The following is a 26215-nucleotide window of genomic DNA, read 5'->3' as shown; positions in this document are numbered from 1 at the left end:
TCACCGCCGCGCTCGGGCAAGACCGATCTTGGGCGCGGTATGACCTGCGCTCTTCCATCCCGGACGGTTCCGGATTAGGTCAATCCAAGACCAGCGGAGGGCCAGATGGCGTTTTTCAAGAAGCTGAAAGACCGTTTGTTCAAATCCTCCTCGAAGATCGAGGATGGGCTTGACGCAATCGTCGAAGACGGCGGTGTGGAAGAGGACGCGCCTGTTCCTTCAAGCCCTGACCGGGGCCTGCCCGATCCGGCGCCTTCGCCCACTCCTGAGCGGCAGGCTTTGTCCGAACCGGTCATGCCCGATGCGCCCGCAGATCAGCGGCAGGAGGAGCCCCCCGCCCCCTCCACGGAGGAGGCGGTTGAGCCAGAGCCCGGCACGCCGGAACCCGCTCGCACTGTGCAGCCGTCGCAGGAGGAACAGGACAGCGGTCTGCTGGGACGACTGTTCAATCGGGCAGAGACGCGCAAGGTTCATCGGCGCGTGCTGGATGACGAGATGCTGGAACAGCTCGAAGAGCTCCTCATCACCGCTGATATGGGGGTGGATACCGCCCTGCGCGTCACAGCGAACATTGCCGAAGGTCGCATGGGCCGGAAGATGTCCACGGACGAAATCAAGACGCTTTTGGCCGGTGAGATCGGACGGATCATGGAGCCCGTGGCGCGTCCTTTGCCGCTTTATCCGAAACGGCCGCAGGTCGTGCTTGTCGTCGGTGTGAACGGATCCGGCAAAACCACGACCATCGGTAAACTGGCAAGCCAGTTCAAAGCAGCGGGCAAGTCGGTGGTCATCGCGGCTGGTGACACCTTTCGGGCCGCAGCGGTCGAACAATTGCAGGTCTGGGGTGAGCGTGCAGGCGTGCCGGTTTTGACCGCGCCCGAAGGCTCTGACCCCGCAAGCCTCGCCTTCGACGCCATGACACGGGCGGAGGCCGAGGGAGCGGATCTTTTGATGATCGATACGGCTGGCAGGCTGCAGAACCGCAGCGATCTGATGGAGGAACTTGCCAAGATCGTCCGCGTGATCCGCAAGAAGGACGAGACCGCGCCTCACAACACGCTTTTGGTTCTTGATGCCACGACAGGGCAGAACGCCTTGTCCCAGGTCGACACGTTTCAGAAGATTTCGGATGTCTCGGGCCTGGTGATGACCAAGCTGGACGGGACAGCCAAAGGCGGCGTGCTCGTGGCGCTTGCCGACAAGTTCGGTCTTCCGATCCACGCCATCGGGGTCGGAGAGCAGATCGACGATCTCGCACCGTTCGATCCCGACGACTTTGCCGCCGCCCTGACCGGTCTGGAGAGGTGAGCCTGCTCAGCGCCCGCATTCAGGTCGCCCTGGGCGCCCAGTCTCTTTGGCATGGACGACGAAACAGAATGCGGGGGTGCGGCACCCTGGCATTGCCCATGGAATGAGCGACTGGCTTATCTCTCTGGAAGGGACGGAGGCCGGTCATCGCGCGGCACTCTTGCTGGCTTTGCTCGCCGCGCTGTTGCATGCCGTGTTTGGTGCGCTGCAAAAGGGACGCCATGACCCATGGCTGTCGCGTGGCGCGATAGATGCCTCATATGCTACGATGGCCGCACCCTTTGCCCTTTTTGTCGTGCCATGGCCCGAGCCGCATATGTGGCCCATTTTCGCGGGCGTGTTCGTTATTCACGTCATCTATAAGGTTTTGCAGGCCATGGCCTATACGCGAGGGGCCTATACCGTGGTTTATCCCGTCGTCCGCGGGATGGGGCCGCTGTTCACGGTAATCGGTGCATATTGGCTTTTTGGTGAGACATTTACCTTGACGCAATGGCTTGGCGTGGGGGTGCTGCTGTCGGGTATTTTCGGGCTCGCCATCTATAACATGATGTTCCTGGAAACGGAGCGAGAGACACTGAAAAGCGCGCTCGCCTTGGCGGCTCTGACCGGTCTCTTTGTGGCGCTTTACACCACATATGATGCCTACGGAATTCGCGCCACCGCAGACCCGTTCACGTTTCTTGCCTGGTTTTTCATGATTGACGGATTGTTCATGCCCCCGATCGCGTATCTGCGCTGGCGCCGCATGGCCCATCCTCCCGCGCCGTTGCCATTGATGGCACGTGGTATCGTGGGTGGCGTGGTGGCCTTTTTCAGCTTTGGTTCGGTGATGTTGGCCACACGTCTCGACAAGGTCGGCGAGGCGGCGGTTCTGCGTGAAACGTCCACGGTTTTTGCAGCGGTTATAGGGTGGGTCTTTCTGAAGGAAACGGTGGGCCCGCGTCGGGTCGCGTTGATGGCATTGATCGCGCTGGGCGCTGTGATAGTTGAGATGGGCGGCTAGGAGCAGATCATGAACGACGAAAAAGACGTTAATCCGATTGTTAAGCAGGTGTTGGAACTTGGCCCGACCTTGGCCTTTTTCCTGCTTTATCTTCGTATTCGCGACGAGACCTACAGTTTCGGCGGAACCGAGTATTCCGGCTTTATCGTTGCCGCAGTGGCATTTGTGCCGATCCTTCTGGTGGCCATGGGTATTCTATGGAAGTTGACCGGAAAGCTAAGCCGCCTCCAGCTTTTCACCGCGTTCATGGTGATTTTCTTTGGTGCCCTGACCGCGTGGTTCAATGACGAGCGTTTCTTCAAGATGAAGACAACCATCGTCTATGCGGCATTCACCGCGATCCTTGGCCTTGGGCTTTTGCAGGGACGCTCATATCTCGCCTATCTTCTGGGAGAGATGATGGCCCTTCAGGATGAAGGCTGGATGATCCTGACACGCAGGCTGTGCGCGATGTTTGCCGCATTGGCCATCGCCAACGAGATTGTCTGGCGGACCATGTCCACGGATACCTGGGTCAAGATCGAAACATTCGGCTTTCCCATCGCCATGTTCATCTTTATCTGGTCGCAGATCGTCGTGTTGCAGAGTTATGTGATCGAAGACGACGAAGCGGGCGAAAACCCGTCCAACTAGCCGGTCGGATCCGCTTGGGTCGCCCCTCTAGCGCTTGAAAAGGACGCTTTGAGCCGTCTTGTTGTCCTGAAGATTGGCGCGTTTTTCAGCCGCGACAGCACGGCCTGAGATAACGCCGGGACGGGCGCCGACAGTGTCCAGCCAACGCGCGAGATGCGGCTTGTCGTCCAGTGTTTGCTGCTGACCTTTCCAAAGGCTGGCCCAGGGCCAGATCGCCATATCCGCGATGGAAAAGAAATGGCCCGCCACATAATCGCGGTCTTCCAGCCGACGGTCGAGCACCCCGTAAAGGCGTGCGACTTCCGCCCTGTAGCGATCCTTGGGATAGGGTAGGTCCTGGGGCGGATCCAGTGCCGGTGCGTATTTCAGGAAGTGATGCGCCTGTCCCGCCATCGGTCCGACGCCGCCCATCTGCCACATCAGCCATTCCGTGACCGCGATCTGTTCTCGCGGCGTGGTGCCGCCGAATTGTCCCGTTTTCCCGGCTAGATATTGCAGGATTGCGCCGCTTTCGAAAATGGAAACGGGGGCGCCGTCGGGTCCGTTCGGGTCAACGATTGCGGGCATCCGATTGTTGGGCGCAATCTTGAGAAAATCGGGATCGAACTGGTCCCCGGCGCTGATATCGATCAGGTGCAGATTGTAAGGCAGGCCCATCTCCTCAAGTGCGATGGAGATTTTCCAGCCATTGGGTGTCGGCCAGTAATACAGATCTATCGCGTCGCTCATTTTCCCCTCCGTTCGGGGCTGGATCATGACGCTTTCTGAACGAAGGGCAAGGGCGTGCGCAAAACGGGCATGCGGACCAGCCGCGACCAACGCGGGGTTTGCAACTGGGGAAGGCCATGACGGAGCGCTTCGAGCGGAAAGGCCTCGGGGTGCCGCAGCAGACGATTGTAGAACCTCAGAATGCCGGGGCGCGTATAGGATGACCAGTGACAGATCCGACGGTCTGGGACCCCCAAAGGTGCCCCCAGCCCGTTCAAATACTGCAGCGTGTGCGGGCAATCGAGCTGGAGTGTGACCGCGTTAGGGTGATCAACCCCCTGACCCATGGCCCGATCGCCCGGACGGAACGGTGAGGTCAGACATTCGAACATGAAGTCAAAGGCGTCGTTTTCGCGACTGGTGACATTGATCAGCTCGGTCTGATGGCCGCCTTCTGTTTGCATCGCCTGCCGCGCGCGGTTTTGAAAGCTGGCGCCGGTCATGGAGATCATGCGGCTAACGGTTCCCGCAGGGACATGATGCAGCGCCTCAAGTGCAACCTCGCTGCCCAGTGAATGGGCGATGATGTGCACCGCGCGGTCGGGGTTTTGCGCATTCAGGCGCTGCAGAACATCGGCCAGCGCAGTCCCGGCCGCGATCGCATTGGTCCGGGCCTGTCTAAGTCCGGCGCGGGATTGCCAGCCAAAGGCGATGGCAAGCCCTTCGGTTGCATGCCCCGTTCCAAAGCCCAATTGCCGCGGCCAACTGGGCGAGCAGAAGGGACCCGTTTCGGGGTCCAGCGCCATGATCTTGCGATGCGGACAATGCCGGGGATCGCCCGGTTTGTATTTAAAGCCGTGGATCATCACGATCACCGGGCCTTTTCCTGGGTCAACACGCTCCAATTCTGCTGCGGCGCAGCGTGGACTTTTGTGTAGAACAGGTTTGGTTCCGACAGCATTTATGCGGATTACGGGCATGGCAGCGCCTCACACAAGATATGGTGGTCGTCCATTGTCAGAAGCCTATGACGACGGCGTGAAGCTTGCGTTACAGGACCGTGACGGTGGTGTTGCGCGGCTTGACGCGCGCGGCGCTGCGGCGTAAACGACACCCATGATCGTGGCGATTTGTTACCGGATTGCGGGCCACGTTAAACAACTCCGCTAAAAGGTCAGGATGAAAGACCCCCTTTCGCTTGACCGCGTCGGGGGTTTTTTCATGCGCGCGACCCGCGCGAAGGAGGATATGATGAGCAAGGATTGGAACCCGCGCACCCGCGCCGTGCATGGCGGCAGCCGCCGCAGCCAGTACGGGGAGCTCAGCGAGGCTATCTTTCTGACCCAAGGGTTCGTCTATGAAAGCGCCGAAGCCGCTGAGGCGCGTTTCATCGAAGCGGGTCCGGACGAGTTCATCTATGCCCGGTACGGAAACCCGACCGTGGCCATGTTCGAAGAACGGATCGCCGGGATCGAAGGGGCGGAGGATGCGTTCGCCACGGCTTCTGGCATGGCAGCGGTGTCGGGCGCGCTGATGGCGATGCTCAAGGCGGGGGATCACGTCGTCTCATCTCGGGCGCTTTTCGGATCCTGTCTTTATGTCCTTGAGGAAATCTTGACCCGCTACGGGGTGGAGGTGACGTTCGTCGATGGCGCGGATCTGGATCAATGGCGTGCCGCAATCCGTCCTGACACCCGCGCGGTATTCTTCGAGTCCTTGTCTAACCCCACACTGGAACTTGTTGATATAAAAGCGGTATCTGATATTGCCCATTCGGTCGGCGCCACCGTTGTGATTGACAACGTTTTCGCCACGCCCGTCTTTTCCGATGCCATCGCGCAAGGCGCGGACGTGGTGATTTACTCGGCAACCAAGCATATCGACGGTCAGGGGCGCGCCTTGGGTGGCGTCATTCTGGGCACGCGCGAATTCATTCGTAAAACGGTTGAGCCCTACATGAAGCACATCGGCGGATCCATGAGCCCGTTTACGGCCTGGGTCATGCTCAAGGGCATTGAAACCATGGAACTGAGGGTCAAGGCTCAGGTCGAGACGGCCTTTGCGTTGGCGGACCGTCTTGACGGGCATAAGGCTTTGGCGCGCGTCCTCTATCCAGGGCTGCCGGGCCATCGGCAATACGACTTGTGCCAGCGTCAGATGGGCAAGGGCGGTACGGTGATCTCTATCGATCTCAATGGCGGGCAATCGGCTGCGTTTCAGTTTTTAAACGCACTACAGATTGCCAAGATCTCCAACAACCTTGGAGATGCCAAGACAATCGCCACGCATCCCGCGACAACCACCCATCAGCGCCTGCCGGACGATCAAAAGGCGGCGCTTGGCATCACGCCGGGGCTGGTGCGCTTGTCTATTGGTATCGAAGATACCGACGATCTGATGACCGACATCCTCCAAGCTCTCGAACATGTGAACTGATTTCGCGGTTTGTCGTTTTGGCCGACCGGGCGGTGTGGGTCTTGCCATACAGTGCGCACGTCTCCGTCCCGCGGATAAATCCGCGGGGCGTAGATTGCACTGGATTAGCGCTCACACCCGCCTACATCAGAGGCTCGGATACGCGGAGAGGGTTAAGACATGAATATTCACGCACCCACAATCGAACACACCCCGGATCGGGACGAGGCCGAAGCGGCCCTCGCTGTTTTGCGCAGCTGGGCCCGGAAGGCCTCAGATGCAGATATCGTCGAACTCGATCCTTCTGTTGCCGGGTTGCTCCCGGGCGGCGGCTCGGCCTATCCCGCATTCTCTCGTATGTATCCCACCGACTTCGAGGTGGATGCAGACTACAAAGCGTCTTTGCCCGACCTGCAGAACGGACCGTCCAGCCTTATTCGTGGCGCCCGTCAGCAGATCCAGCACGTTGGTATTTCCAACTTCCGTCTGCCCATTCGGTTCCATAGCCGGGACAACGGCGATCTGACGCTTGAAACATCCGTGACCGGAACGGTCAGCCTGGATGCCGAGAAGAAGGGCATCAACATGTCCCGGATCATGCGCAGCTTTTATAAGCACGCCGATCGTACGTTCAGCTTTGAGGTGATCGAGGCCGCACTGGATGACTACAAATCTGATCTGGATGCGTTCGACGCCCGGATCCAGATGCGTTTTTCCTTTCCGGTGCGGGTGGACAGCCTGCGGTCGGGACTGAGCGGTTATCAGTATTACGACATCGCGTTGGAACTGGTCGAACAGGGCGGCGTCCGTCAGAAGATCATGCATCTCGACTATGTCTATTCGTCAACATGCCCGTGCTCGTTGGAGTTGAGCGAGCATGCGCGGGCCACGCGCGGGCAGCTCGCGACACCGCATTCCCAACGCTCCGTCGCGCGGATCTCGGTTGAGATTGACGAAAAAGCTGACTGTCTGTGGTTCGAAGACCTGATCGATGCCTGTCGTCGTGCGGTCCCGACCGAGACCCAGGTGATGGTCAAACGCGAGGACGAACAGGCCTTTGCGGAACTGAACGCGGCCAATCCGATCTTCGTGGAAGACGCGGCACGTCTTTTCTGCGAGCAACTCCAGGCGGACCACCGGATTGGCGATTTTCGAGTGGTCGCAAGCCATCAGGAAAGCCTCCACAGCCACGATGCGGTCAGTGTCCTGACCGATGGCGACACATTCGCGGCCAAAAGCTTCGATCCAAAGCTCTTCAACACGCTTTTCCACATCGGCTGACATTCTTCTTCTGCCAACCATGGGCCGTTTCCATAGGAGATCGGCCCAGCTGATTTGCGGGGAAGCGGTCAAAACCTGCCGCAATGCCGCAGTGCAGCATTTTTCTCTTTGGGCGGGGAGGGAATGCGATATGTTAGGCGTCAGGGGACAAAAGAAGGACCCTGACAATGACACGTCCGACTGCCGCTTGCGTACTGATTGCCGTTATGGCCGCTCCGATGGCGCTTTCACAGGACCTAAACTGTGAAAATCCGACAACCCAGGTCGAGATGACGGGCTGCGCGGCCAAGCAATATGAGGCGGCAGATGTGGATTTGAACCTGGCCTACGGGCTGGCCCGCGACATGGCCGCGCGTCTCGATGAGAGTTTGGCAGAGGGGCAGACCGCCAGCGTGATCCTGCTGCGCGATGCGCAACGCGCATGGATCGACTATCGGGACCAGGCCTGTTCGGTCGAAAGCACGCTGGCCCGTGGCGGCAGCATGCAATCGCAGCTTTTTTACATCTGCCTTGAACGCCTCACGCGTCAACGCACAGAAGATCTTCGGCTGTTTGGAGAGGTAAATTGATGCATCGCAGCGTGTCGCGCGCAACCGAGATGGCGCAGTTTTGGGTGACGTTTGCTCAACTTGCCATCGACGCCCAAACCGTGGTTGCCATGCGTATGATGGGGATGGGCGGCGCGTGGTCTCTGCCAAAAAGCGAACGGCATGAAATGATCAGCGAAAAGGCCCCCGCCTTCACCGAAGCCATGGTCGCCTCTGCGCTGACAGCCTGGGCAGGCGGTGGACCGGACCGGGTGATGCAGGCAGCCATCGAACCTATATCCAAAAAGGCACGCAAAAACCGGACACGCCTTGCGCGAAGAGGTCCGCGCCGGTTCGGGCAAGCCGACAAATCTTAGAACACAAATCGGGAGCACCGTCGAATGATGCTTATGGAGAAGCAAGTAGAGGTTTCAGCCGCATATCTGCGCATGGCAGGGATCGCGATGGACACAAATCTAAAGGTCATGCGGATCATGACGCAAGGGGCGATGGCGTTGCCATTCGTGCCAATGCGCGCCTTCTTTGCCATGACCCCGGTTCAACCGATGCGTATGGGCGCCGTGGAAAAGAAAGAGGTGAAGCCTGTACCTCGTCCGGCCCCGGCAAAGCGTGCCGCGACCCGCACCCCGGCCCAGCCGAAAGTGTCGCTGGCAGCACCCAAGACATTCGAACCCGAAATACCCGCGGCAAAGCCGCAGTCAAAGTCGGAACCGGCCAAGAAGACAACCGCCGCGGCCGCCAAGAGCAGCGCAGCGGCCACCAAAAGTAGCGCAGCGGCTACGAAGAGCAGCGCAGCGGCCGCGCCGAAGACCAAGACAGAAGAGCCGGTCAAGCCCGCGCCAAAGCCCCGGAGCACGACCCGGTCAACGGCCAAGGCCCAGAAGGCGAAAGCCCCTGCAAAACGGGTGACAAAGCCAAAGACCGCTGAGGCCTCTGCAAAGCCCGCGCCCCGGAAGGCGCGCGCGCCGTCGGCATCTGCCACGACGCCGAAGGGCAAGGGCTGAAACCGGATCCGTCTCTCCATGTGAGTGATGTTGGGCCGCTTGACAGCGGTCCTTGCGCAGTCCAACGCTTCGCGCATGTTGGACATGCGCCCCGTCGGATATGTAATCGGTCTTCTGGTGGCTGTCTTGGGCGCGGCGATGCTGCTGCCGATGCTGATCGATATTGCCGATGGGCGTGGTCACTGGCCGGTTTTTCTGCAAAGCGCCGTGATCACGACACTGACGGGCGGGTTGATCGCGCTGTCCTGTGCCAACGGCGTGAAGGAAGGGCTGACAATCCAGCAAACCTTTCTTCTGACCTCTGGTGTGTGGCTGGCGCTGCCCGTTTTCGGCGCGATCCCCTTCATTGTCGGTGCAACGGATCTGCGGTTCGTGGATGCGTTTTTCGAAGCCATGTCCGGGCTGACGACCACCGGTTCCACCGTTGTCACCGGCCTCGCCGAATTGCCGCGGGGCATCCTGCTTTGGCGTGGCATCCTGCAATGGCTCGGGGGTATCGGGATCATCGTGGTCGCGATGGTGTTCCTGCCCGAACTTCGGGTGGGGGGTATGCAGATCTTCCGCTCGGAAGGTTTTGATACCTTTGGAAAAATCCTCCCACGTGCCGGTGAGATCGCAAGCCGCATCTCGGTGATCTATGTCGGACTGACCATGGCCTGTGCCATGGCTTACCTGGCCACCGGCATGACCACGTTCGACGCAACCGTTCACGCGATGACAACCGTGGCGACCGGGGGATTTGCCAATTACGATCGCTCGTTTGCCGTTTTCGGTCCGGGCACGGAATATGTCGCCGTGATCTTCATGCTGCTGGCCGCGCTGCCCTTTGTGCGCTTTGTGCAACTGACCGCCGGCAACCCGCAGCCGCTTTTGCGCGACAGCCAGATCCGCGCGTTTTTCGGCACGGCCTGCGTTCTGGTCCTCATCATTACGATCTGGCAAGTCGCCCAAACCGACACGCCCAACGAAACGGCCTTTCGCAAGACCCTTTTCAACACCGTGTCCCTGTTGACGGGAACCGGATATGCCAGCGCCAATTACATGCTGTGGGGCGCTTTTCCCGTCGCGGTTCTGTTTTTCACCGGTCTGATCGGTGGCTGTGCTGGCTCCACCTCATGTTCCATCAAGGTGTTCAGATATCAGCTTCTCTTTGCCTCCATCCGGGCGCAGATCCTGCGCATTCGGTCACCCAACGGGATGTTCATACCCCGCTATGAAGGTCGGGCGGTGGGGGATGATGTGCTAAACTCCGTGATGTCGTTCTTTATGTTCTTCATCGTGACCTTGGGCCTCATCTCTGTTGCGCTTGGCATGACCGGTCTCGATCTCATCACCTCTGTCTCGGGCGCGGCGGCGGCGCTTGCCAATATCGGTCCCGGTCTTGGGGCGCAGATCGGGCCGGCTGGAAATTTCGCCGGGCTCAATGACACCGCAAAGTGGATCCTGTCCTTTGCCATGCTTCTGGGCCGGCTGGAGTTGCTGGCCGTTTACGCCATTCTCACCGTTCAGTTCTGGAGAGCCTGATGCAAAGACCCCTTGGCGCCCAAATCTCCCACATGCTGAAAGATCGCGGCGTCGATGTGATCTTTGGCATTCCGGGTGTTCACAATCAGGAAATGTACCGTGGCCTTGCGGAGGCGGGCCTGACCCATGTGCTCGCCCGGCACGAGCAGGGCGCGGGCTTCATGGCTGATGGATATGCACGCGCCACGGGCAGTCCGGGCGTTGCCTATGTCATCACCGGGCCGGGGATCACGAACATCATGACGCCCATGGGGCAGGCCTATTCCGACAGCGTACCGCTTTTGGTGATCTCAAGCTGTCTGGATGAAACTGCCGCCAGGCGGGGCCAGCTTCACCAGATGAAAGACCAGCGTGCCGCGGCCGAGACGGTGTGCGACTGGTCCGAAGTGGCACGCACGCCCGAGGCGGCTTATGCGTTGATCGACCGAGCGCTGTGCGAATTCGTGGCCGGTCGCCGACGCCCAAAAGCCATCCATGTTCCAATTGCTGCGCTGGAGGCATTGGCGCCTAATGCCCGCCCATTTGGCGAACTGCACGGCCTTCTTCCACAACCTGCACCAAGCGATATTGCGGTGCTTGCGCAGGCCTTGCGTTCGGCGAAAAAACCTCTCTTCATATTTGGTGGCGGCGCGCAATGGATTGATTTCGCCGGACCGGTTCTGCGGCGCTGGAATGTGGCCAGCTTCACGACCTACGCCGCCCGTGGGGTGGTCCCGCCCGATGACCCGCTTTGCTTTGGTTCGTATCTTGCGCGTCCCGGCAGCGCTGATGTTTTGGCAACCGCGGATCTGGTCGTTGTCTTTGGCAGTGAGCTTTCCGAAACCGACCTCTGGCGCGACCGGCTTGGTGCAAGCGTGCCGATCATACAGGTCGATATCGATCCGGAGGTGCTGGCCAAAGAAGGCCCCCCGATCCACGCAGACGCCTTTTCCGTCTTCGAGGCGCTGTCCGAGGCCGTTCCGGAGGTCTTGAAGACCGAATGGAAGCCTGAGCACGTTCATTCATTCAGAAGTCGGTGTCGCGCAGAGGTGGACGCGGAACGCCCCGGTATTGTCCCGGTTTGTGATGCGCTGCGCGACTGCCTGCCCGAAGGCACCATGATCTATTCGGACATGACCCAGTTCGCCTATGCCGCAAAGGAAGTTTGGGACATGGAGCAACCGGGCCATTGGCATCACCCCACGGGCTTTGGCACGCTTGGCTATGCCACGCCTGCCGCCATCGGCGGGGCGGTCGGGCGCCCGGGTCTGCCCACCATGGCCATCATTGGCGATTACGGGTTTCACTACACCATGGCCGAGCTGGGTGTCGCGGTGGAGCTGGGGCTGTCGCTGCCCATCATTCTCTGGGACAACGGCAAGCTGAAGGAAATCGAGGAAAGCATGGTCCGCGCGCAGATCGCACCCAACGCGGTGGTCGCGCGGAACCCGGATTTCTGCAAACTGGCAGAAGCCTTTGGTGCCCGCACCGCCGCGCCAAAGACGCTTTCTCAGATGCAGCAAGCTGTGCGCGGCGCCTTTGAAGCGAATGGCCCGACACTCATTTATCTCACGCCCGAGATCGGCAGCGCGCCCTAAGGCGCGCGCCTCAGTCCCAGCAGCTTACCAGAACGGTCATGCCTGTGGCCTTGCGCGCCAGATCCTGCGGCGCGATCTGTCCCTGGCTTGCAGCGCTTTGCGCGCGCACGCCGGCGTCTTCCAGCACGTTCTGGATCGCCCTGGCGCCCGCGACAAAGCTGACATCGCCCGGCAATTGCCGTTCGCGCTGTGACTTGGGAAGCAGCATGCCCATGACCGACCCGCCCGCATCGAAAACCGGGCCGCCCGCATCGCCGGGCAGGGGGGCGAGGGCCAGGCGCTTCAACTCGGTCTCGCCGCGCAGACCTTTGACGTCCGCCAAGGTGCCATAGGTCAGCGTGGGTGCGCCAAGAACCCCCTCAAACGAATAGCCCGATACGGCGACATCCGACTGCAGACGCGGCGGCGTTGCGCTGAATTCGGCAATCGAAATGGGGGCGAGGGGTTCGGCGGGGCGCAGGACCGCGACGCCAAGACCTCCATCCGACGTCAAAAGCCGCGCCTCATATTCCTCATCAAGCGTGATGCGCCCACAGCTTTCAACGGCCTCCGACGTTGTCACCACGGTCCCGGACCGGTCGATGTAGAAGCCGGACCTGGAAATACGGGGTTTACGCACCTGCAGGCCCGAGACGAGATCGACGCTTTGCACATCGTCCGCGCCCAGCGTCGGGTCAAGCACACCGGGAAGACGCGCAAAACTGTCCCGCATCGCCGCGAGCACGCGCGTGCGCCGCTCCTCGTCTCCGACCGGCCAGATCAGGGTAAATCCCTTGATCTCGCCATCATCAAGACCGGCCTCGGTGTGAGAGATGATTTTGCTGTTCTGACCGGTGAGGGTGAAACTGGCGTTCCGTCGTTCGCGCGGTCCGTCCAGCGGCACGATTTCAAGCGTTTGCATGATATCGTAAAGGCCGAAAAGCGTTGCCTGATCGCCCGGCTGACTGATGAGAAGGACCCGTGCTCCCAGATCGCCGCTGGCATTGTACTGGGCAAATGGTGTCTCGTAGCGATCAAACGCGACCTCGTTCTTGGGGATTTGCACCTCGATCCCCGCGCGCGTATCCCGAACGACCTCCATCCCGACACTGATCAGGGGCGCATTGTACTGATCCAGCAGAGCCTGCCGTTGCAGTGTCGTCAGGATGCCGGTGACCTCGTATCCGTTCGCATCCTGCCACGCCGCCATCGAGGATCGGGTGCCGCGTCCAAATGCGCCATCGATGGTTGAGCGATAAAAACCCGCCCATTGCAGGGCAATCTGCAACTCTCGCCGCTCTTGACCCGTGAGGCGGGCTTCGCTTCGTCTGGCTTCTGTCGGTGTTTCGTCGATCAGCTGAAGATCGGCCGTGGGCGCCTGATCCGGTGTTTCCGGCGGGATCCCGGCCTGCGGTTGCTCTGGGTCCGGGATTGCGGGCGCGGGCGGTGTGACCACGCCGCGGTTCAACACGTTCGCACCCACAGGCCAGAATTGCTGCCGGAGCGCGGCCGATTGCGCGATGAAACTGTCGCGGGGGATTTGCCCCTCGCGCCGATAGACCTGAAGCACGCGTTGCGCATCGCTTCTCAGATAGGGGCCAAGCACGATGCCGTACCAGCCTCCGCCCAGCGCAAATCCGTTCACATCAGGCAGACGTGCGGCATAGACCCGCGCACGATCCTGTGCCGCCGTCAGACTGGGTTGTGCCTCGATTTGCACCCAGACAACATCTTGTTGCTGCGCGTTTACAGTCTGCGCGAGCCCCCAAATCGCGATGGCCAGCGCGGCCAACAAAGACCTCATGATCTAAAGCACCTACTACCCTGTTCTGTCGTTCGCGCCACAAAACCATGAAAAACAATCAAATACCATGCCCTTTCACGTGGCATTTACCGCAACCCTGCGTTGACGCTGCGCTGCGGCTTGCATAGGACAGGGGCGCGTTCGATCCCGGCGCGAAGACGAGGTCTTGACAGCATGCCAGAAGCCATCGCGGCCCCCCGCTCTTTTCAAGAGATACTCCTTCGACTGCAAAGCTATTGGGGGTCGAAAGGATGCGCCGTGCTTCAACCTTACGACATGGAGGTTGGGGCCGGGACGTTCCATCCGGCAACGACCCTGCGCTCTCTGGGGTCAGCGCCCTGGGCGGCTGCCTATGTGCAACCTTCACGGCGCCCGACCGACGGGCGCTATGGGGAAAACCCCAACCGGCTGCAGCACTATTATCAATATCAGGTGCTTATCAAACCATCACCACCCGATCTGCAGGACCTCTATCTCGGCTCGCTTGAGGCCATCGGGATCGAGATGGACCTTCATGACATCCGTTTTGTGGAAGATGACTGGGAAAGCCCGACCCTGGGAGCTTGGGGGCTGGGCTGGGAGGTCTGGTGTGATGGCATGGAAGTGTCGCAGTTCACCTACTTTCAGCAGGTTGGCGGACATGACTGCCATCCCGTCTCCGGTGAGTTAACCTATGGTCTTGAACGGCTGGCCATGTATGTGCTGGGCGTCGACCACGTGATGGACATGCCCTTTAATGACCCGCAAAGCCCGATTGCGCTGACATATGGCGATGTGTTCAAGCAGACCGAAGAAGAATATGCGCGCTGGAATTTCGATGTTGCCAATACCGAAGTTCTGTTGCGCCACTTCGAAGAGGCCGAGGCGGAATGCGCCGCGATTCTCGAACGCGCGCCAGATGATGAAAAGACCCAGAAACGCATCATCATGGCTCATCCGGCCTATGACCAGTGCATAAAGGCCTCTCACATTTTCAACCTGCTCGACGCGAGGGGCGTGATCTCCGTCACGGAACGTCAGGCCTATATCGGTCGTGTGCGTGCTTTGGCCAAGAAATGTGCTGACGCATTTGTCCAGACGCGCGCGGGCGGTTTCGCGGGATGAGCGGTAAGATCGTGGGCATTGTTCTGATCCTGTCTGGCCTGATCGCGGGTGCGAGCCTCTACTATCTGCAGGTCTATGGCTTCTATGACGAGGTTGCCGAGACCGACGGTCCTGACGTCCAGCTCGTCTCCGTCGTATCGGGCCAGCCCGAGCCGATCATTTACGACAGCTTCGAGGCCATTGACGCCGACAGCTCGCCGATCCGCTATCGGGCGTGCTTTACCACCACCGCCAGCCACGCGATGTTGTCCGAAACCTATGTCGGCCTCGATGATGTCACGCCGCGCAATGCCCCGGGATGGTTTGACTGCTTCGAGGCCGAAAGCATCGCCGCAGAGCTTGATGCCGGGACGGCCCTTGCCTTTTTGGGGGAAAAGAACGTGCGGTATGGGGTGGACCGGATTGTTGCCATCACCGATGACGGGCGCGGCTATGTCTGGCACGAGCTTAACGATTGTGGCGAAAAAGCCTATGACGGCACCGTCGTGGGCGAGGATTGCCCGCCGCGACCGGACACCTCCCAATGACGCATTCATGTTTCATGTCAAAGGCATCCCGCGACCTGCGTTGCGGCTGCGGGCGCCGATATCAGGTGCGATTGACTTTCTGAAGGACCGCAAATGCCCGACCTGCTGATCGAACTCTTTTCCGAGGAAATCCCCGCACGTATGCAGATGCGCGCCTCCGAAGATCTGAAAAAGCACGTGACCAACGGGCTGGTCGAGGCGGGTCTGACCTATGCGTCGGCTGCGGCCTTCGCGACCCCGCGCCGGCTCTGCCTGACGGTCGAAGGTCTTTTGGCGGCCAGTCCCACAACGCGAGAGGAGCGCAAGGGCCCCCGCGCGGATGCACCGGACAAGGCGATTGAGGGTTTTTTGCGGGGTACGGGCCTGTCGCGCGATCAGGTCGAGACCCGCGCGACACCGAAAGGCGATGTGCTGTTTGCGGTGATCGAAAAGCCCGGCCGCCCCGCGACCGAGATCGTGGGCGAAGTGCTTGAGAACGTGATCAGAACCTTTCCGTGGCCGAAATCGATGCGATGGGGAACGGGCAGCCTGCGTTGGGTCAGGCCGCTGCAATCCATCCTGTGCCTTCTCAGCGCGGAGGACGGCTCGGAGATCGTGCCGGTCGACGTGGACGGGATCGTATCTGGCGATACGACAGAGGGTCACCGGTTTATGGCGCCGGGACGGATGTCGGTATCGTCCTTCGAGGATTACGAGGCGAAGCTGAAGCAGGCCTTTGTTGTCCTGAACCCGGAGGAGCGCAGTCGCCACATTTGGGCGGATGCCACCAATCTTGCCTTTGCGGCTGGACTGGAGGTGGTCGAGGATCGCAATTTGCTCGCAGAAGTTTCCGGCCTTGTAGAATGGCCTGTGGTGCTGATGGGGGATATCGCGGACGAGTTCCTCGATCTCCCGCCGGAGGTGCTGCAAACCTCTATGAGAGAGCATCAGAAGTTCTTTTCCGTGCGCAACCCAAAGACGGGCCGTATCGAAAAGTTCATTACCGTTGCCAACCGGGAAACCGAAGACAATGGCGCCACCATCCTGGCCGGGAACCAGAAGGTGCTTGGCGCTCGTTTGGCGGATGCAAAATTCTTCTGGGAGAATGACTTACGCGTTGTTCATCAAGTTGGGCTTGAAGGCATGGCGCGACCCCTTGCGGATGTGACGTTCCACAATAAGCTGGGAAGCCAGGCAGACCGGATCGACCGTATCGAAGCGCTGGCCAGGATGCTCGCACCTCAGGTTGGCGCAAAGCCCGATCTGGCGGGCGAAGCGGCGCGGATCGCGAAGGCGGATCTTGCCTCGGAAATGGTCTATGAATTCCCTGAATTACAAGGGCTTATGGGGCGTTATTATGCCGAAGCTGCAGGACACAACGATGGTGTGCCAGAGGCCTGCGCCGAGCATTACTCGCCACTGGGACCCACCGATGACGTGCCGACAGGCCCGGTGTCGGTTTCGGTCGCTCTGGCCGATAAGCTTGACATGCTTGCCGGTTTCTGGGCGATTGAGGAGAAGCCGACAGGATCAAAGGACCCCTTTGCCCTGCGCCGCGCCGCACTGGGCGTGATCAGGCTTATCCTGGTCAACGATCTGTCGCTGTCGCTGCACGGCTTGATCACCCAGGCGGACGAGAGGGCCGATGCGGATGATTTGATGGCCTTCATTCACGACCGCCTGAAGGTGGTCCTCCGTGATCAGAGCATTCGGCACGACATTATCGATGCCTGCCTGTCGATGCCCGGGAACGACGATATTTCGTTGCTCACAAAGCGGGCGAAAGCGCTGCAGGCGGTGCTGGAGACGGAGGACGGGGAGAACCTGATCCAAGGCTTCCGACGCGCGAACAATATTCTGACCCAGGCGGAAGACCGGGATGGGGTCGAATACTCTTTTGGTCCCGATCCGAAATTTGCCGAAACCGCATCGGAGAAGACGCTCTTCGCGGCGCTTGACGATGTCGAGGCGCGCATCGCGCCGGCCATGACTGCGCAGGATTTTCCGGCGGCGATGGCGGCGATGGCGGATTTGCGCGCGCCGATCGACGCGTTCTTCACCGACGTTCAGGTCAATTCCGAGAACGAAACCCTGCGACGCAACCGCCTGAACCTTCTACACCGCATCCGGTCAACCTGCAGCAGTGTGGCCGATCTAAGCCGGATTGAGGGCTAGTGCCGCCCCCGGTTTGCAATCGGCCTGTGTGGGGTTTTTCGCGGGGTAGATCACCGGTCGGGAGCAGGCTGAAGACTTGGCTTTTCGCAATCCGTCAGGCGCTTGTCTCAGTCAGGATCACGCCTCGTCATCGTCTTCGGGAACGATTAGCGTGAGGTCGCCGGCTGTCTCCAGCGTCCGGATCGCGGCGACAATCGCGGTGCGGGCGGCATCGGCGTCCTTGAGTTTCACCTTGCCTCGTTCTGCCATCTCTTCGCGCAGGCTTTCGGCCAAGCGCGACGACATATTGCTGAGCACGAAGTCGGCAGCGGCCTTGTCCTCCTCTTCCGTCGATCCGGCGAGAGCGGTGACCAGAACCGCCTGATCGATGTCGCGTACGACGCGAGGCACATCGCGTGTCAGAACACGGTGCGGGATATGGGCAAACGTGAAAATCGCCTTTCGGACGGCATCTGCAAAGCTACTGTCGGTTTCGTCCAGCCCGTCCAGCACATCGTCGCGCGTGGCGGCGGCAGAGCAATTGAGGATTGCACCCACCCGCTGCACGGGACCATCCTCGAACGCGAGGATCGGACGCATATCCAGTTGACTTGCCAGAGACAATCCGATCCTGTCCACAGCCTCCGGCGTGACCTCTTCGGTCTGGGAGACGGCGTAGGTGATGCGGCGTGCCTTCGGGCCCGGCAGGCGGCCCAGCAACTCCGCCGCCTTGCCGACGTCGAGCTTTGACAGCATCACGGCGGCAATCTCGGTACTTTCGGCTTCGACGATTTCCAGCAAGTCATCCAGGTCGGCGCTCCGGATACGCGCCCAGGGATCACCCGATTGCCGCACCCCCGCTTCCTTTCGGAGGCGCGCGGCTGTCTGGGGGCTGAGCTTGCCGTCAAGGGCACTGAGGGCGCCCGCCAGTCCTTTTGGAAAAGACAGGCCAACACTAGCAAGCTCATCGGAAAACTCTTCGATCACCGACGCAAGTGTTGCGCGATCCACAAGGCCCATCGCACCCATCTGTTCCGTCAGATGTGCCTGCAGATCGTCCGGCAAAGCTTCAAGCGGGATGTCTGCCCCCTCGTTCAGGAGAAGTCGGACAACCACGGCGGCCTTTGCCCTGCGCCCAAGCTTTCTGGGGACAAGCTTTGCTGCCTCTTGCGTCTCCGCCGGAACTTTGGCGATCTGTATCTTCGAAACGGGCGTGAGTGTCGTCACTTGCCTGCGCTCCCTCTTGCCAAGCTTTTGCTTGTCGAAGTTACACGGGCAGACGTAAAGAAACCCTCAATTCAGCCATGATAGGTCACGCGGGTATCAACGGTGCTGGAAAGCGCCTGTTCGCGGCAGCCGGACGGGTTCTCCGAAGCGCCGTCGTGACCAGAGACACAGCTGAGCCCTTTCACGTGCCGCAGTCTCTATCCGCATCCAGCGGGTTGCCCGGCGGGGTCACACACCCGCATCGGTATCGTCTTGCAGGCCCCGGTGCTTTTTGTGGTTTTCGAAACCGAGGCACCGCCCACCGCAAAAGCGAGGCCAGGCAGCTGGCCGCAAGGCGCGGTTGGACTGTTTGCATCCGAACCATGCCGTTCGACGGCATAGCTCGGAGCTGGCTTGAGAATGCCGCCCTAGTCTTTGAAAACTCTGGCGAAAATTGTGTCCACGTGTTTGGTGTGATAGCCAAGATCGAATTTCTCCTCGATCTCTTCGGTGCTCAGCGCCGCGGTCACATCGGCGTCGCCCAGAAGCTCCGTTTTGAAGTCCTTGCCTTCTTCCCAGACCTTCATCGCGTTGCGTTGAACCAGTTTATAGGCATCTTCCCGGCTAACCCCGGCTTGGGTCAGGGCCAGCAAGACCCGTTGGCTCATCACCAGCCCGCGAAACTTGTTCATGTTGGCCAGCATATTTTCAGGATAGACGACCAGCTTGTCGATCACGCTGGTCAGCCGCGCCAGCGCGAAGTCGAGGGTCACGGTGGCGTCGGGTCCGATATTCCGCTCCACCGAGGAATGCGAGATATCGCGCTCGTGCCAGAGCGCTACGTTCTCCATCGCCGGAACAACGGCCATGCGGACAAGGCGGGCGAGGCCCGTCAGGTTCTCGGTCAGCACCGGGTTGCGCTTGTGTGGCATCGCGCTTGAGCCCTTTTGGCCTTTCGAGAAGAATTCCTCTGCCTCCAACACTTCGGTACGCTGCGTGTGGCGGATCTCGACGGCGATGTTCTCGATGGAGGAGGCCACAACCCCCAGAGCCGCGAAAAACGCCGCATGACGATCCCGCGGGATGACCTGGGTCGAGATCGGTTCCGGCTCCAGCCCCAGCTTGGCGCAGACATGTTCCTCGACGCGCGGGTCGATGTTGGCAAAGGTGCCCACGGCGCCGCTGATGGCGCCGGTGGCGACCTCGTAGCGCGCTTTTTCAAGGCGGTTCAGGTTGCGGTCCATCTCGGCATAAAAACGGGCGAAGGTCAGGCCCATCGTGGTGGGTTCGGCATGGATGCCGTGGCTGCGTCCGATACGCACGGTGTCCTTATGCTCATATGCGCGCCGTTTAAGCGCGGCGAGCAAGTCTTTGACATCCTGGATCAATATGTCGGCGGCGCGTACGAGCTGAACGTTGAAACAGGTGTCCAGAACATCCGAGCTCGTCATACCCTGATGGACAAAGCGCGCCTCCTCGCTGCCCACATGTTCGGCCAGATGGGTGAGGAATGCGATCACGTCGTGTTTGGTCACCGCTTCGATCTCGTCGATCCGGGCCACGTCGAATTCCACGTCCTTGGCTTTCCACACCGCCTCTGCATTTTCGCGCGGGATCACGCCCAGATCGGCCATCGCGTCGCAGGCATGGGCCTCGATCTCGTACCAGATCCGGAACTTCGTTTCCGGGCTCCAGATCGCAACCATTTCAGGGCGGGAATAGCGGGGGATCATTGGCAGGGGCGCCTTTTTATGGTTTCAGACAGGGCGGGTCTTAAACCCGCTCCACCCGGGCGGCAAGGCGAGAGGATTGAATGCGACGGATTGCTTTGGCTGCGATGATGATGCCGGCCATGGCTTTTGCGGAAAGCTGGCTGCCGCTGACCGGTGATGAGGTGCGCAGCGCTCTGGAGGCACGCACGCTGATCTACGACAACGGCGCGCGGCAGGAGTTTCTTCCCTCGGGGCGGACGCTTTATAGCGCGGGCGAGGACAGCTGGGGGTATTGGCGGGTCGAGGGGGACAGATACTGTAGCACATGGCCGCCTTCTGACCTTTGGGCCTGTTACGCGCTGGAGCGGTCCGGCGACAAGCTGCGCTTTGTCGGCGCGTCGGGCGATGTGATCCAAGGAGTTTACGCGGAGTGAGCGGGCCGATGTGCCTTGATGATTTCTGCGGTGGCTGGACGTTGTCCCGCCGCATAGATGACCGTCAGGCGGGTCATGTTATTTCAGCCGAAGGCAGAGCTGAACTGGTCGAGGGCGTTTGGACGGAACACGTCACGATGCATCTGCCGGACCAAGCTCCGATCACGGGGTATCGCCGATATCTCTGGCGCGCCGAAGAGGCGGGGATCTCGGTCTTCTTCGACGATGCGCGCGCGTTTCACCGCATCGCACTGGGCGCGGCCGAGAGCGTGGACCGCCATCTTTGTGATCCCGACATCTACGATGTTCACTACGCTTTCGAGGACTGGCCAAGCTGGCGCGCTATCTGGACCGTGCAGGGTCCACGCAAGGACTACATCATGGAGACAAGGTATATCCGCGCGTAAGGGGTGATGCGTCAACCGGCGCCGTACGGGTGATCCGAAGGGTCACCGGAGGCATTCTGATCAAAAAGCGCGCTTCTGACGTACAGACGTCGGGCGTCATGCTTTTCGGTTGGCCTTCAGTCGATCACGCCAGTTGAGTGTGGACCTGGGCCCCTTTTTCAAGGCTGCGGTGCACAGGGCATTTGTCAGCGATCTCCAGCAACCTCTTGCGCTGATCTTCGCTGAGATCCCCGCCCAGGCGGACCAGCCTGTGATAGACGTCGACTTTGCTGGTGCTGCCAGGCTCTGCATCCTGCGCATGGACCTTGTCGTGGGTGATATCCACGCTCACACAAGTCAAAGGCCAGCCTTTGCGGCGGGCATACATGCGGATGGTCATGGAGGTGCAGGCACCCAGACCGGCCGAGACCAGACCGTAAGGGGTCAATCCCTGGTTGGTGCCGCCATAGGCCATCGGTTCATCGGCGAGAAGGTGATGATCGGGGCCCGCATTGATGTCCTGAAGAAAACCATTCGGGTCCGCCTCGGTCACACGCACGACCCCTTCGGGCGCTCCGGGCGGTGGAGCGGGTTGTGTCAGATCGATGTATCGACCCACCCACGCCGCGATCACATCGGCGGCGTATTCGGCATCCTTTGCCCGGGTGATCAGGTGATCCGCATCGTCGAGCGTGACGAAGCTTTTGGGGTGCTTGGCCGCGAGGAAGATTTCGCTGGCATTGTCGATGCTGACGGTCTCGTCCCGGGGCGCATGCAACACCAGCAGGGCCGCTTTCAGGCTTCCGATCGCGGGTGTGAGCTGGCCGCGTGCGATATCGTCCAGAAACGTCTTGCCGATCTGGAAGGGGCGACCGCCAAGCTGAACTTCGGCAATGCCCTTTTCAATGATTTCGGGCAAAGCATCGGCGAAGTTATGGGTGACATGGGAGGGATCGAAGGGCGCGCCAAGCGTCACCACGGCCTTGATCTGATCCAGTCGAGCGGTTGCCTTCAAGACGGCGGCACCGCCCAGAGAATGCCCGATCAGAAGGCTCGGCCCAAGATCGCGGCCGTCGAGATAGCGACAGGCGGCGATCAGGTCTTCCACGTTCGAGGTAAAGGAGGTGTTGGCAAACTCTCCCTCGGAATGACCCAGACCGGTGAAGTCGAAACGCAAAACGGCAATCCCCATAGAGGCCAGACGCCCCGCAATGCGCCGTGCAGCCGGGATATCCTTTGAACAGGTAAAGCAGTGGGCAAACAGAGCCGTGGCCAAAACCGGGCCATTCGGTAGATCCAAGCGGGCAGCAAGTTGCCCGCCATCGTGGCCGGGGAATGTGATGCGTTCGGTGGGCATGAAGCGTCCTTTCAGTTGCCACCAGATTGGGTTGTCGCGCGGACGCTGCCAAGGTGTGTGACACGTCTTTCACGGTACCGTGCATCGAGGCGAGGCTGAGTGAAGGCGATTTGCATCCATGATAAATCAGCCAAGCGATGGACGTTCCTCGCTAGGGATCGCTGAGAACTCCGGGGCGGCCTCGCTCGCTTTGGTCGGCAAAGACCCCTGACTGTGTCAAACCGCCCACAAGCCAGCTTTCGAAAAGCTTCATCGCCGGGCTGACCGGCCGGGATTTCAGGCGGGTGAGCCAATACCGGCCGATCGTAATGGTATGGGCGAAAGGGCGGACAACGCGGCCCGTTGCGATTTCATGCGCAAACATCGCCACGGGCAGGAGCGCGATCCCAAAGCCTCGTGCCGCCATGTCGGCCATGGCCAGAGAATTATCGAAGATGGGACCGCGCAAGTCGGGGCAGGTCAGACCCTGATCGGCGAACCAGCTTTCCCATTCTCCACTTCGGTAGGAGCGCAAAAGCATATGTCCGGCCAGATCCGCCGGCGTGGTCAGCGGGCAGTCCGGCGCGCAAAGGGGGCTGAGAGGGGTTTCGATAAGCGGCACCGCCTCGATGCCGGGCCAGGTGCCATCGCCGAACCGGATTGCCATATCCAGACCCTCCCTTGCGATATCGACACGGTTGTTATTGGTCGACACCCTCAGATCGATGCCGGGATGCTGCGCCGTGAAATCGGGCATGCGGGGCAAGAGCCAGCCGGTCGCAAACGTCGAAACGACGCCCACATGCAGGGTTTCGCGGTATCGCCCGTCGAGAAACCGGTCAAGCACGTCACCCACCTGGTCGAAAGCCGTGCTGAGAACCGGGACCAGCGCGCGCCCTTCATCGGTCAGCACCAGCCCTCGCGGCACTCTTCGAAACAGGGTGACGCCCAGCCGACTTTCGAGGTTCTTGATCTGATGGCTCACAGCGGTTTGTGTCACGCAAAGCTCCAACGCTGCCTGGGTGAAACTGAGATGCCGGGCGGCGGCCTCGAAGACGCGGAGCGCATTGAGGGGAAGTTGGGGGCGATCCATAAGTTTTCTTCATGCAAGTGCTTAGATTTGATCGTTTGTGCGCTAAAGCGCGCCGAATTACATCGGTCGCATAACAAAATCGAATGCATCGCAAGCCTTGGGTTGCGCAATTCGACACTCCGACAGGTAGGACACGCCGGTTTCGTCGGCACCCACACAGAACCGCTTGTGATGAAACGCAAGCGGAGGAACAGGTTTTAAAAAAACGGAGGCAAAGGCATGAGACTAACAAGACGGGCCAGCCTGATCGCAACATTCTGTGCCGTTATGGCAGTGCAGGCGCACGCGGATCAGGATCAGGTGGCACGCTACGTGGCCGATGCGGGCGTCGATCCCGAACATTCGGTGATCGTCGTTCGAAGGATGTCGGACGGGATGACATGGACCAGCAATCCCGAACGGGCCGATGAACGTTTCCGCCCGGCATCGACGTCGAAAATCCCGCACACGCTGATCGCGCTTGAAACGGGATATGCGACGCCAACGACACAATTCACATGGGACGGCAAAGAGCGTTGGTTGGATGCCTGGAATCGTGACCAGACACTCGCCACTGCCTTCCGCCGCTCGGTGGTGTGGGTTTACCAGCAGATCGCAAGGGATCTTGGACCCGAAAAGATGTCCCAATGGCTGGAGGTTTTCCAATACGGCAATGCCGAGATCGGGGCGCCGGAAAACGTGACCGAGTACTGGCTGCGCGGACCATTGGCCATCAGCGCGAACGAACAGATCGACTTTCTCGCCCAGGTCGCGGCACGAAAGCTGCCGCTGGCCGATGACACCTACACCGCGGCCCGCATCATCATGCTGGAAGAAGCGGGCGGCGATTGGGCTCTCTACGCAAAAACCGGTTGGAACTTCAACAGAAATGCCGTCGACATCGGCTGGTATGCGGGCTGGGTCGAACGGGCAGGCGAGGTTTATCTTTTCGCCTACAATATGGATATGCGCGGACGGGAGGACATTCACCATCGCCAGGGCGTCACGCTCAGCGTCTTGCGGGAGCTTGGCGTTCTTCCCACGCAATAGGAGCACTGCGCGCGTCGTTCAAAACGGCGTTGCGAGCCAGCCTTGCCCGGCGCATTCCGCCGGGCATTTGCAGTGTTCGCGGGTTGCACTCAGATTGCCGACAAAACGCCGGTGTCAGTTACCCATCAGCGCGGGGTCAAACGGATAGCGTGTCAGGTTTTCGTATCCGTCCGCGGTGATCAAGACCTGATCTTCCAGCTTGATCGAGAAGTCTTTGCCTTCTTCACTGATCAGCGCCTCGACACACAGCACCATGCCCTCCTGGAGCACGTGATCGAAGGCGCCGGGCACCGCGTGATCAGGATAGGCCACAAGGGGCCATTCATCGCACAGACCCACACCATGCATCAGGCAGGAATATTTCTGTTTTTGATACTTCTCCGGTAGCACATGCGTATTCCGGCTCAGATCTTCGATCCTGACACCGGGCCTCAGCATCTCCATATTGGTCATGATATGCTCATGGCCGATCTGCATCGCCTCGATCATATCGGGACGAGGAGGACGATCACCGATCCACCATGTTCGCGAAATGTCGATGCAGATCCCGTAAGCGCCGACAAGATCCGTGTCGAAGGCGATGATCTCATTGCGCCCGGGAATGCGGGGGCCGCATTCCTGAAACCATGGATTGGACCGGGGACCAGAGGCCAGGAGGCGGGTCTCGATCCACTCGCCGCCGCGTTTGACGTTTTCGGCATGCAGCACCGCCCAGATGTCATTTTCGGACGTCGTGCCATCTCCCACATGTGCGCGGGCGAACTCTTCCATCGCGAACACCGCCGTCTCGCAGGCATGTGATGCGCAGCGCATCGCGTGGATCTCGTCCGGGCCTTTCACCGCGCGAGCGTGTTCTGTCAGTTCCTCACCCTCCACGACGTCAAGCCCCTGGGCCTCAAGTGCTTTGAGCCCATGGACCATGATCTTGTCGACGGCGAGCCGCGTATTCGCGCCGCCATGTTCGCGCAACACCTCCGCCACCTCACCCGCGAAGGCGCGTGCGGCATCGGCGGTCTTGTCGCCGGTCGAGAAGTAAAACATCGATGCGCCGGAACGCTGTTCGCGGACCAGCGGATTGAACTCGCTGAGAAAGGGCGAGTTCTTGTAATCCCACATCACCATATAGCCGTCCGCGCACAGCAAAACGGCCCGGAACGGGTTATGCATGTTCCAAATCTGCATGTTGGTGGAGTCGGTGGCATAGCGAATGTTCAGCGGATCAAACATCAACAGGCCGCCATAGTCCCGATCCACGATGTGCTGTGTCAGGCGGTGCCAGCGATACTCTCTCATCTCTTTCAGATTGGGCAGCGTCAGACCGGCGGCCTCCCATTCTGCGAAAGCCAGCCGGGTCGGACCGATCTCGACCCGATCGCCGATATTCGGTGTGCCGTCGCCCAGCACCGCGCCACGGGCGGGATCTATTTTGCGGGTGTCGCGATAGTGCTGGTTCATCTCTGGTCTCCGC

Annotated in this window: 25 protein-coding genes and 1 riboswitch; of the genes, 16 read left to right on the top strand and 9 right to left on the bottom strand. The window is 60.3% G+C overall.

Features of this window, described 5'->3' with window-relative positions; genetic code table 11:
- The first annotated feature begins 105 nt into the window (after positions 1–105).
- The 3 genes from ftsY (at position 106) to CFI11_RS16030 (ending at position 2947) form a co-directional block, all read left to right on the top strand.
- A complete protein-coding gene (gene ftsY / locus CFI11_RS16040; protein WP_130407711.1) occupies positions 106–1308 on the top strand; it encodes a signal recognition particle-docking protein FtsY in 1203 nt (400 codons plus the stop codon).
- A gap of 103 nt (positions 1309–1411) precedes the next feature.
- Positions 1412–2314 (top strand): EamA family transporter, encoded by a 903-nt coding sequence (locus tag CFI11_RS16035; protein ID WP_130407709.1) that lies wholly within the window; start codon positions 1412–1414, stop codon positions 2312–2314.
- A 9-nt stretch (positions 2315–2323) separates the two neighbouring features.
- Entirely contained in the window at positions 2324–2947 is a 624-nt protein-coding gene (locus tag CFI11_RS16030) for an inner membrane-spanning protein YciB (RefSeq protein ID WP_130407707.1), read from the top strand.
- 27 nt (positions 2948–2974) lie between these two features.
- Here CFI11_RS16030 and CFI11_RS16025 read toward each other — a convergent pair whose 3' ends face one another.
- Together CFI11_RS16025 and CFI11_RS16020 are read right to left on the bottom strand one after the other, a co-directional pair.
- Positions 2975–3676 carry a glutathione S-transferase N-terminal domain-containing protein gene (locus CFI11_RS16025; RefSeq protein WP_130407705.1) on the bottom strand — a complete coding sequence of 234 codons (702 nt, stop codon included), beginning with the start codon at positions 3674–3676 and terminating at the stop codon, positions 2975–2977.
- Positions 3677–3699: 23 nt separating this feature from the next.
- Positions 3700–4521, bottom strand: coding sequence for an alpha/beta hydrolase (locus CFI11_RS16020; RefSeq protein ID WP_254449100.1), 822 nt, complete (start codon positions 4519–4521; stop codon positions 3700–3702).
- Between the two features lie 112 nt (positions 4522–4633).
- On the opposite strand from CFI11_RS16020, the gene CFI11_RS24815 reads away from it, so the two are divergent.
- From CFI11_RS24815 to CFI11_RS16000, 5 genes are all read left to right on the top strand, one after another.
- Positions 4634–4762: a hypothetical protein gene (locus tag CFI11_RS24815; RefSeq protein WP_256370560.1), complete on the top strand. Its 129-nt coding sequence runs from the start codon at positions 4634–4636 to the stop codon at positions 4760–4762.
- Between the two features lie 5 nt (positions 4763–4767).
- Positions 4768–4845, top strand: a riboswitch (SAM riboswitch).
- Between the two features lie 61 nt (positions 4846–4906).
- Complete coding sequence (metZ, locus tag CFI11_RS16015) at positions 4907–6091, top strand: O-succinylhomoserine sulfhydrylase (protein WP_130407701.1); 1185 nt, start codon at positions 4907–4909, stop codon at positions 6089–6091.
- Between the two features lie 159 nt (positions 6092–6250).
- On the top strand, positions 6251–7351 hold the full coding sequence (folE2, locus tag CFI11_RS16010) for a GTP cyclohydrolase FolE2 (protein WP_130407699.1): 1101 nt from the start codon (positions 6251–6253) through the stop codon (positions 7349–7351).
- A gap of 167 nt (positions 7352–7518) precedes the next feature.
- The gene (locus CFI11_RS16005) at positions 7519–7920 is read left to right on the top strand and encodes a lysozyme inhibitor LprI family protein (protein WP_130407697.1); all 402 of its coding nucleotides are present in this window, start codon (positions 7519–7521) and stop codon (positions 7918–7920) included.
- The gene (locus CFI11_RS16000; RefSeq protein ID WP_130407695.1) at positions 7920–8255 is read left to right on the top strand and encodes an antifreeze protein; all 336 of its coding nucleotides are present in this window, start codon (positions 7920–7922) and stop codon (positions 8253–8255) included. Before CFI11_RS16005 ends, CFI11_RS16000 begins: the two co-directional genes overlap by 1 nt.
- A 182-nt stretch (positions 8256–8437) precedes the next feature.
- On the opposite strand, the gene CFI11_RS15995 is transcribed toward CFI11_RS16000, so the two are convergent.
- Entirely contained in the window at positions 8438–8923 is a 486-nt protein-coding gene (locus CFI11_RS15995) for a hypothetical protein (protein WP_130407693.1), read from the bottom strand.
- A 55-nt stretch (positions 8924–8978) separates the two neighbouring features.
- On the opposite strand from CFI11_RS15995, the gene CFI11_RS15990 reads away from it, so the two are divergent.
- Both CFI11_RS15990 and CFI11_RS15985 read left to right on the top strand, forming a co-directional pair.
- Complete coding sequence (locus CFI11_RS15990) at positions 8979–10427, top strand: TrkH family potassium uptake protein (RefSeq protein ID WP_130407691.1); 1449 nt, start codon at positions 8979–8981, stop codon at positions 10425–10427.
- On the top strand, positions 10427–12004 hold the full coding sequence (locus tag CFI11_RS15985; RefSeq protein WP_130407689.1) for a thiamine pyrophosphate-binding protein: 1578 nt from the start codon (positions 10427–10429) through the stop codon (positions 12002–12004). The genes CFI11_RS15990 and CFI11_RS15985 overlap by 1 nt, the downstream gene beginning before the upstream one ends.
- Positions 12005–12014: 10 nt before the next feature.
- On the opposite strand, the gene CFI11_RS15980 is transcribed toward CFI11_RS15985, so the two are convergent.
- Positions 12015–13787, bottom strand: coding sequence for a serine protease (locus CFI11_RS15980; RefSeq protein WP_130407687.1), 1773 nt, complete (start codon positions 13785–13787; stop codon positions 12015–12017).
- A gap of 174 nt (positions 13788–13961) precedes the next feature.
- Between CFI11_RS15980 and CFI11_RS15975 the strand changes: the two genes are divergently transcribed.
- The 3 genes from CFI11_RS15975 to glyS all read left to right on the top strand — a co-directional run bounded on the left by CFI11_RS15975 (position 13962) and on the right by glyS (position 17572).
- Complete coding sequence (locus CFI11_RS15975) at positions 13962–14891, top strand: glycine--tRNA ligase subunit alpha (RefSeq protein ID WP_130407685.1); 930 nt, start codon at positions 13962–13964, stop codon at positions 14889–14891.
- Positions 14888–15418: a DUF6446 family protein gene (locus tag CFI11_RS15970; protein ID WP_130407683.1), complete on the top strand. Its 531-nt coding sequence runs from the start codon at positions 14888–14890 to the stop codon at positions 15416–15418. Before CFI11_RS15975 ends, CFI11_RS15970 begins: the two co-directional genes overlap by 4 nt.
- Positions 15419–15511: 93 nt before the next feature.
- The gene (gene glyS / locus CFI11_RS15965) at positions 15512–17572 is read left to right on the top strand and encodes a glycine--tRNA ligase subunit beta (protein WP_130407681.1); all 2061 of its coding nucleotides are present in this window, start codon (positions 15512–15514) and stop codon (positions 17570–17572) included.
- Between the two features lie 117 nt (positions 17573–17689).
- Here the strand turns inward: glyS and CFI11_RS15960 are convergent, their stop codons facing one another.
- Positions 17690–18778 carry a flagellar motor switch protein FliG gene (locus CFI11_RS15960; protein ID WP_254448937.1) on the bottom strand — a complete coding sequence of 363 codons (1089 nt, stop codon included), beginning with the start codon at positions 18776–18778 and terminating at the stop codon, positions 17690–17692.
- Positions 18779–19185: 407 nt separating this feature from the next.
- A complete protein-coding gene (gene purB / locus CFI11_RS15955; RefSeq protein WP_130407679.1) occupies positions 19186–20490 on the bottom strand; it encodes an adenylosuccinate lyase in 1305 nt (434 codons plus the stop codon).
- Positions 20491–20570: 80 nt separating this feature from the next.
- On the opposite strand from purB, the gene CFI11_RS15950 reads away from it, so the two are divergent.
- Together CFI11_RS15950 and CFI11_RS15945 are read left to right on the top strand one after the other, a co-directional pair.
- The gene (locus tag CFI11_RS15950; protein WP_130407677.1) at positions 20571–20903 is read left to right on the top strand and encodes a hypothetical protein; all 333 of its coding nucleotides are present in this window, start codon (positions 20571–20573) and stop codon (positions 20901–20903) included.
- Complete coding sequence (locus tag CFI11_RS15945) at positions 20900–21310, top strand: DUF6314 family protein (protein ID WP_130407675.1); 411 nt, start codon at positions 20900–20902, stop codon at positions 21308–21310. Before CFI11_RS15950 ends, CFI11_RS15945 begins: the two co-directional genes overlap by 4 nt.
- Before the next feature lie 124 nt (positions 21311–21434).
- On the opposite strand, the gene CFI11_RS15940 is transcribed toward CFI11_RS15945, so the two are convergent.
- The gene (locus tag CFI11_RS15940; protein WP_130407673.1) at positions 21435–22646 is read right to left on the bottom strand and encodes a bifunctional alpha/beta hydrolase/OsmC family protein; all 1212 of its coding nucleotides are present in this window, start codon (positions 22644–22646) and stop codon (positions 21435–21437) included.
- 151 nt (positions 22647–22797) lie between these two features.
- Entirely contained in the window at positions 22798–23718 is a 921-nt protein-coding gene (locus CFI11_RS15935; protein ID WP_130407671.1) for a LysR family transcriptional regulator, read from the bottom strand.
- 219 nt (positions 23719–23937) lie between these two features.
- On the opposite strand from CFI11_RS15935, the gene CFI11_RS15930 reads away from it, so the two are divergent.
- Complete coding sequence (locus CFI11_RS15930; protein WP_130407669.1) at positions 23938–24747, top strand: class D beta-lactamase; 810 nt, start codon at positions 23938–23940, stop codon at positions 24745–24747.
- 114 nt (positions 24748–24861) lie between these two features.
- On the opposite strand, the gene dddP is transcribed toward CFI11_RS15930, so the two are convergent.
- A complete protein-coding gene (gene dddP / locus CFI11_RS15925) occupies positions 24862–26202 on the bottom strand; it encodes a dimethylsulfonioproprionate lyase DddP (protein WP_130407667.1) in 1341 nt (446 codons plus the stop codon).
- Positions 26203–26215: the final 13 nt, after the last annotated feature.

The organism is Thalassococcus sp. S3, assembly GCF_004216475.1.
GTDB lineage: Bacteria > Pseudomonadota > Alphaproteobacteria > Rhodobacterales > Rhodobacteraceae.
This window is presented reverse-complemented; position numbering and strand designations above follow the sequence as displayed.

What these genes read in the sequence shown, in the direction of transcription:
- CFI11_RS15990 (WP_130407691.1), top strand. Translation starts at nt 8,979, where the DNA reads ATGTTGGACATGCGCCCCGTCGGATATGTAATCGGTCTTCTGGTGGCT.
- folE2 (WP_130407699.1), top strand. Translation starts at nt 6,251, where the DNA reads ATGAATATTCACGCACCCACAATCGAACACACCCCGGATCGGGACGAG.
- dddP (WP_130407667.1), bottom strand. Translation starts at nt 26,202, where the DNA reads ATGAACCAGCACTATCGCGACACCCGCAAAATAGATCCCGCCCGTGGC.
- glyS (WP_130407681.1), top strand. Translation starts at nt 15,512, where the DNA reads ATGCCCGACCTGCTGATCGAACTCTTTTCCGAGGAAATCCCCGCACGT.
- CFI11_RS15940 (WP_130407673.1), bottom strand. Translation starts at nt 22,646, where the DNA reads ATGCCCACCGAACGCATCACATTCCCCGGCCACGATGGCGGGCAACTT.
- CFI11_RS15975 (WP_130407685.1), top strand. Translation starts at nt 13,962, where the DNA reads ATGCCAGAAGCCATCGCGGCCCCCCGCTCTTTTCAAGAGATACTCCTT.
- CFI11_RS24815 (WP_256370560.1), top strand. Translation starts at nt 4,634, where the DNA reads ATGGCAGCGCCTCACACAAGATATGGTGGTCGTCCATTGTCAGAAGCC.
- CFI11_RS16030 (WP_130407707.1), top strand. Translation starts at nt 2,324, where the DNA reads ATGAACGACGAAAAAGACGTTAATCCGATTGTTAAGCAGGTGTTGGAA.
- CFI11_RS15995 (WP_130407693.1), bottom strand. Translation starts at nt 8,923, where the DNA reads ATGGAGAGACGGATCCGGTTTCAGCCCTTGCCCTTCGGCGTCGTGGCA.
- CFI11_RS16005 (WP_130407697.1), top strand. Translation starts at nt 7,519, where the DNA reads ATGACACGTCCGACTGCCGCTTGCGTACTGATTGCCGTTATGGCCGCT.
- CFI11_RS16020 (WP_254449100.1), bottom strand. Translation starts at nt 4,521, where the DNA reads ATGATCCACGGCTTTAAATACAAACCGGGCGATCCCCGGCATTGTCCG.
- CFI11_RS15985 (WP_130407689.1), top strand. Translation starts at nt 10,427, where the DNA reads ATGCAAAGACCCCTTGGCGCCCAAATCTCCCACATGCTGAAAGATCGC.
- CFI11_RS15970 (WP_130407683.1), top strand. Translation starts at nt 14,888, where the DNA reads ATGAGCGGTAAGATCGTGGGCATTGTTCTGATCCTGTCTGGCCTGATC.
- CFI11_RS15980 (WP_130407687.1), bottom strand. Translation starts at nt 13,787, where the DNA reads ATGAGGTCTTTGTTGGCCGCGCTGGCCATCGCGATTTGGGGGCTCGCG.
- CFI11_RS16035 (WP_130407709.1), top strand. Translation starts at nt 1,412, where the DNA reads ATGAGCGACTGGCTTATCTCTCTGGAAGGGACGGAGGCCGGTCATCGC.
- CFI11_RS15935 (WP_130407671.1), bottom strand. Translation starts at nt 23,718, where the DNA reads ATGGATCGCCCCCAACTTCCCCTCAATGCGCTCCGCGTCTTCGAGGCC.
- ftsY (WP_130407711.1), top strand. Translation starts at nt 106, where the DNA reads ATGGCGTTTTTCAAGAAGCTGAAAGACCGTTTGTTCAAATCCTCCTCG.
- CFI11_RS16025 (WP_130407705.1), bottom strand. Translation starts at nt 3,676, where the DNA reads ATGAGCGACGCGATAGATCTGTATTACTGGCCGACACCCAATGGCTGG.
- CFI11_RS16000 (WP_130407695.1), top strand. Translation starts at nt 7,920, where the DNA reads ATGCATCGCAGCGTGTCGCGCGCAACCGAGATGGCGCAGTTTTGGGTG.
- CFI11_RS15930 (WP_130407669.1), top strand. Translation starts at nt 23,938, where the DNA reads ATGAGACTAACAAGACGGGCCAGCCTGATCGCAACATTCTGTGCCGTT.
- purB (WP_130407679.1), bottom strand. Translation starts at nt 20,490, where the DNA reads ATGATCCCCCGCTATTCCCGCCCTGAAATGGTTGCGATCTGGAGCCCG.
- metZ (WP_130407701.1), top strand. Translation starts at nt 4,907, where the DNA reads ATGAGCAAGGATTGGAACCCGCGCACCCGCGCCGTGCATGGCGGCAGC.
- CFI11_RS15950 (WP_130407677.1), top strand. Translation starts at nt 20,571, where the DNA reads ATGCGACGGATTGCTTTGGCTGCGATGATGATGCCGGCCATGGCTTTT.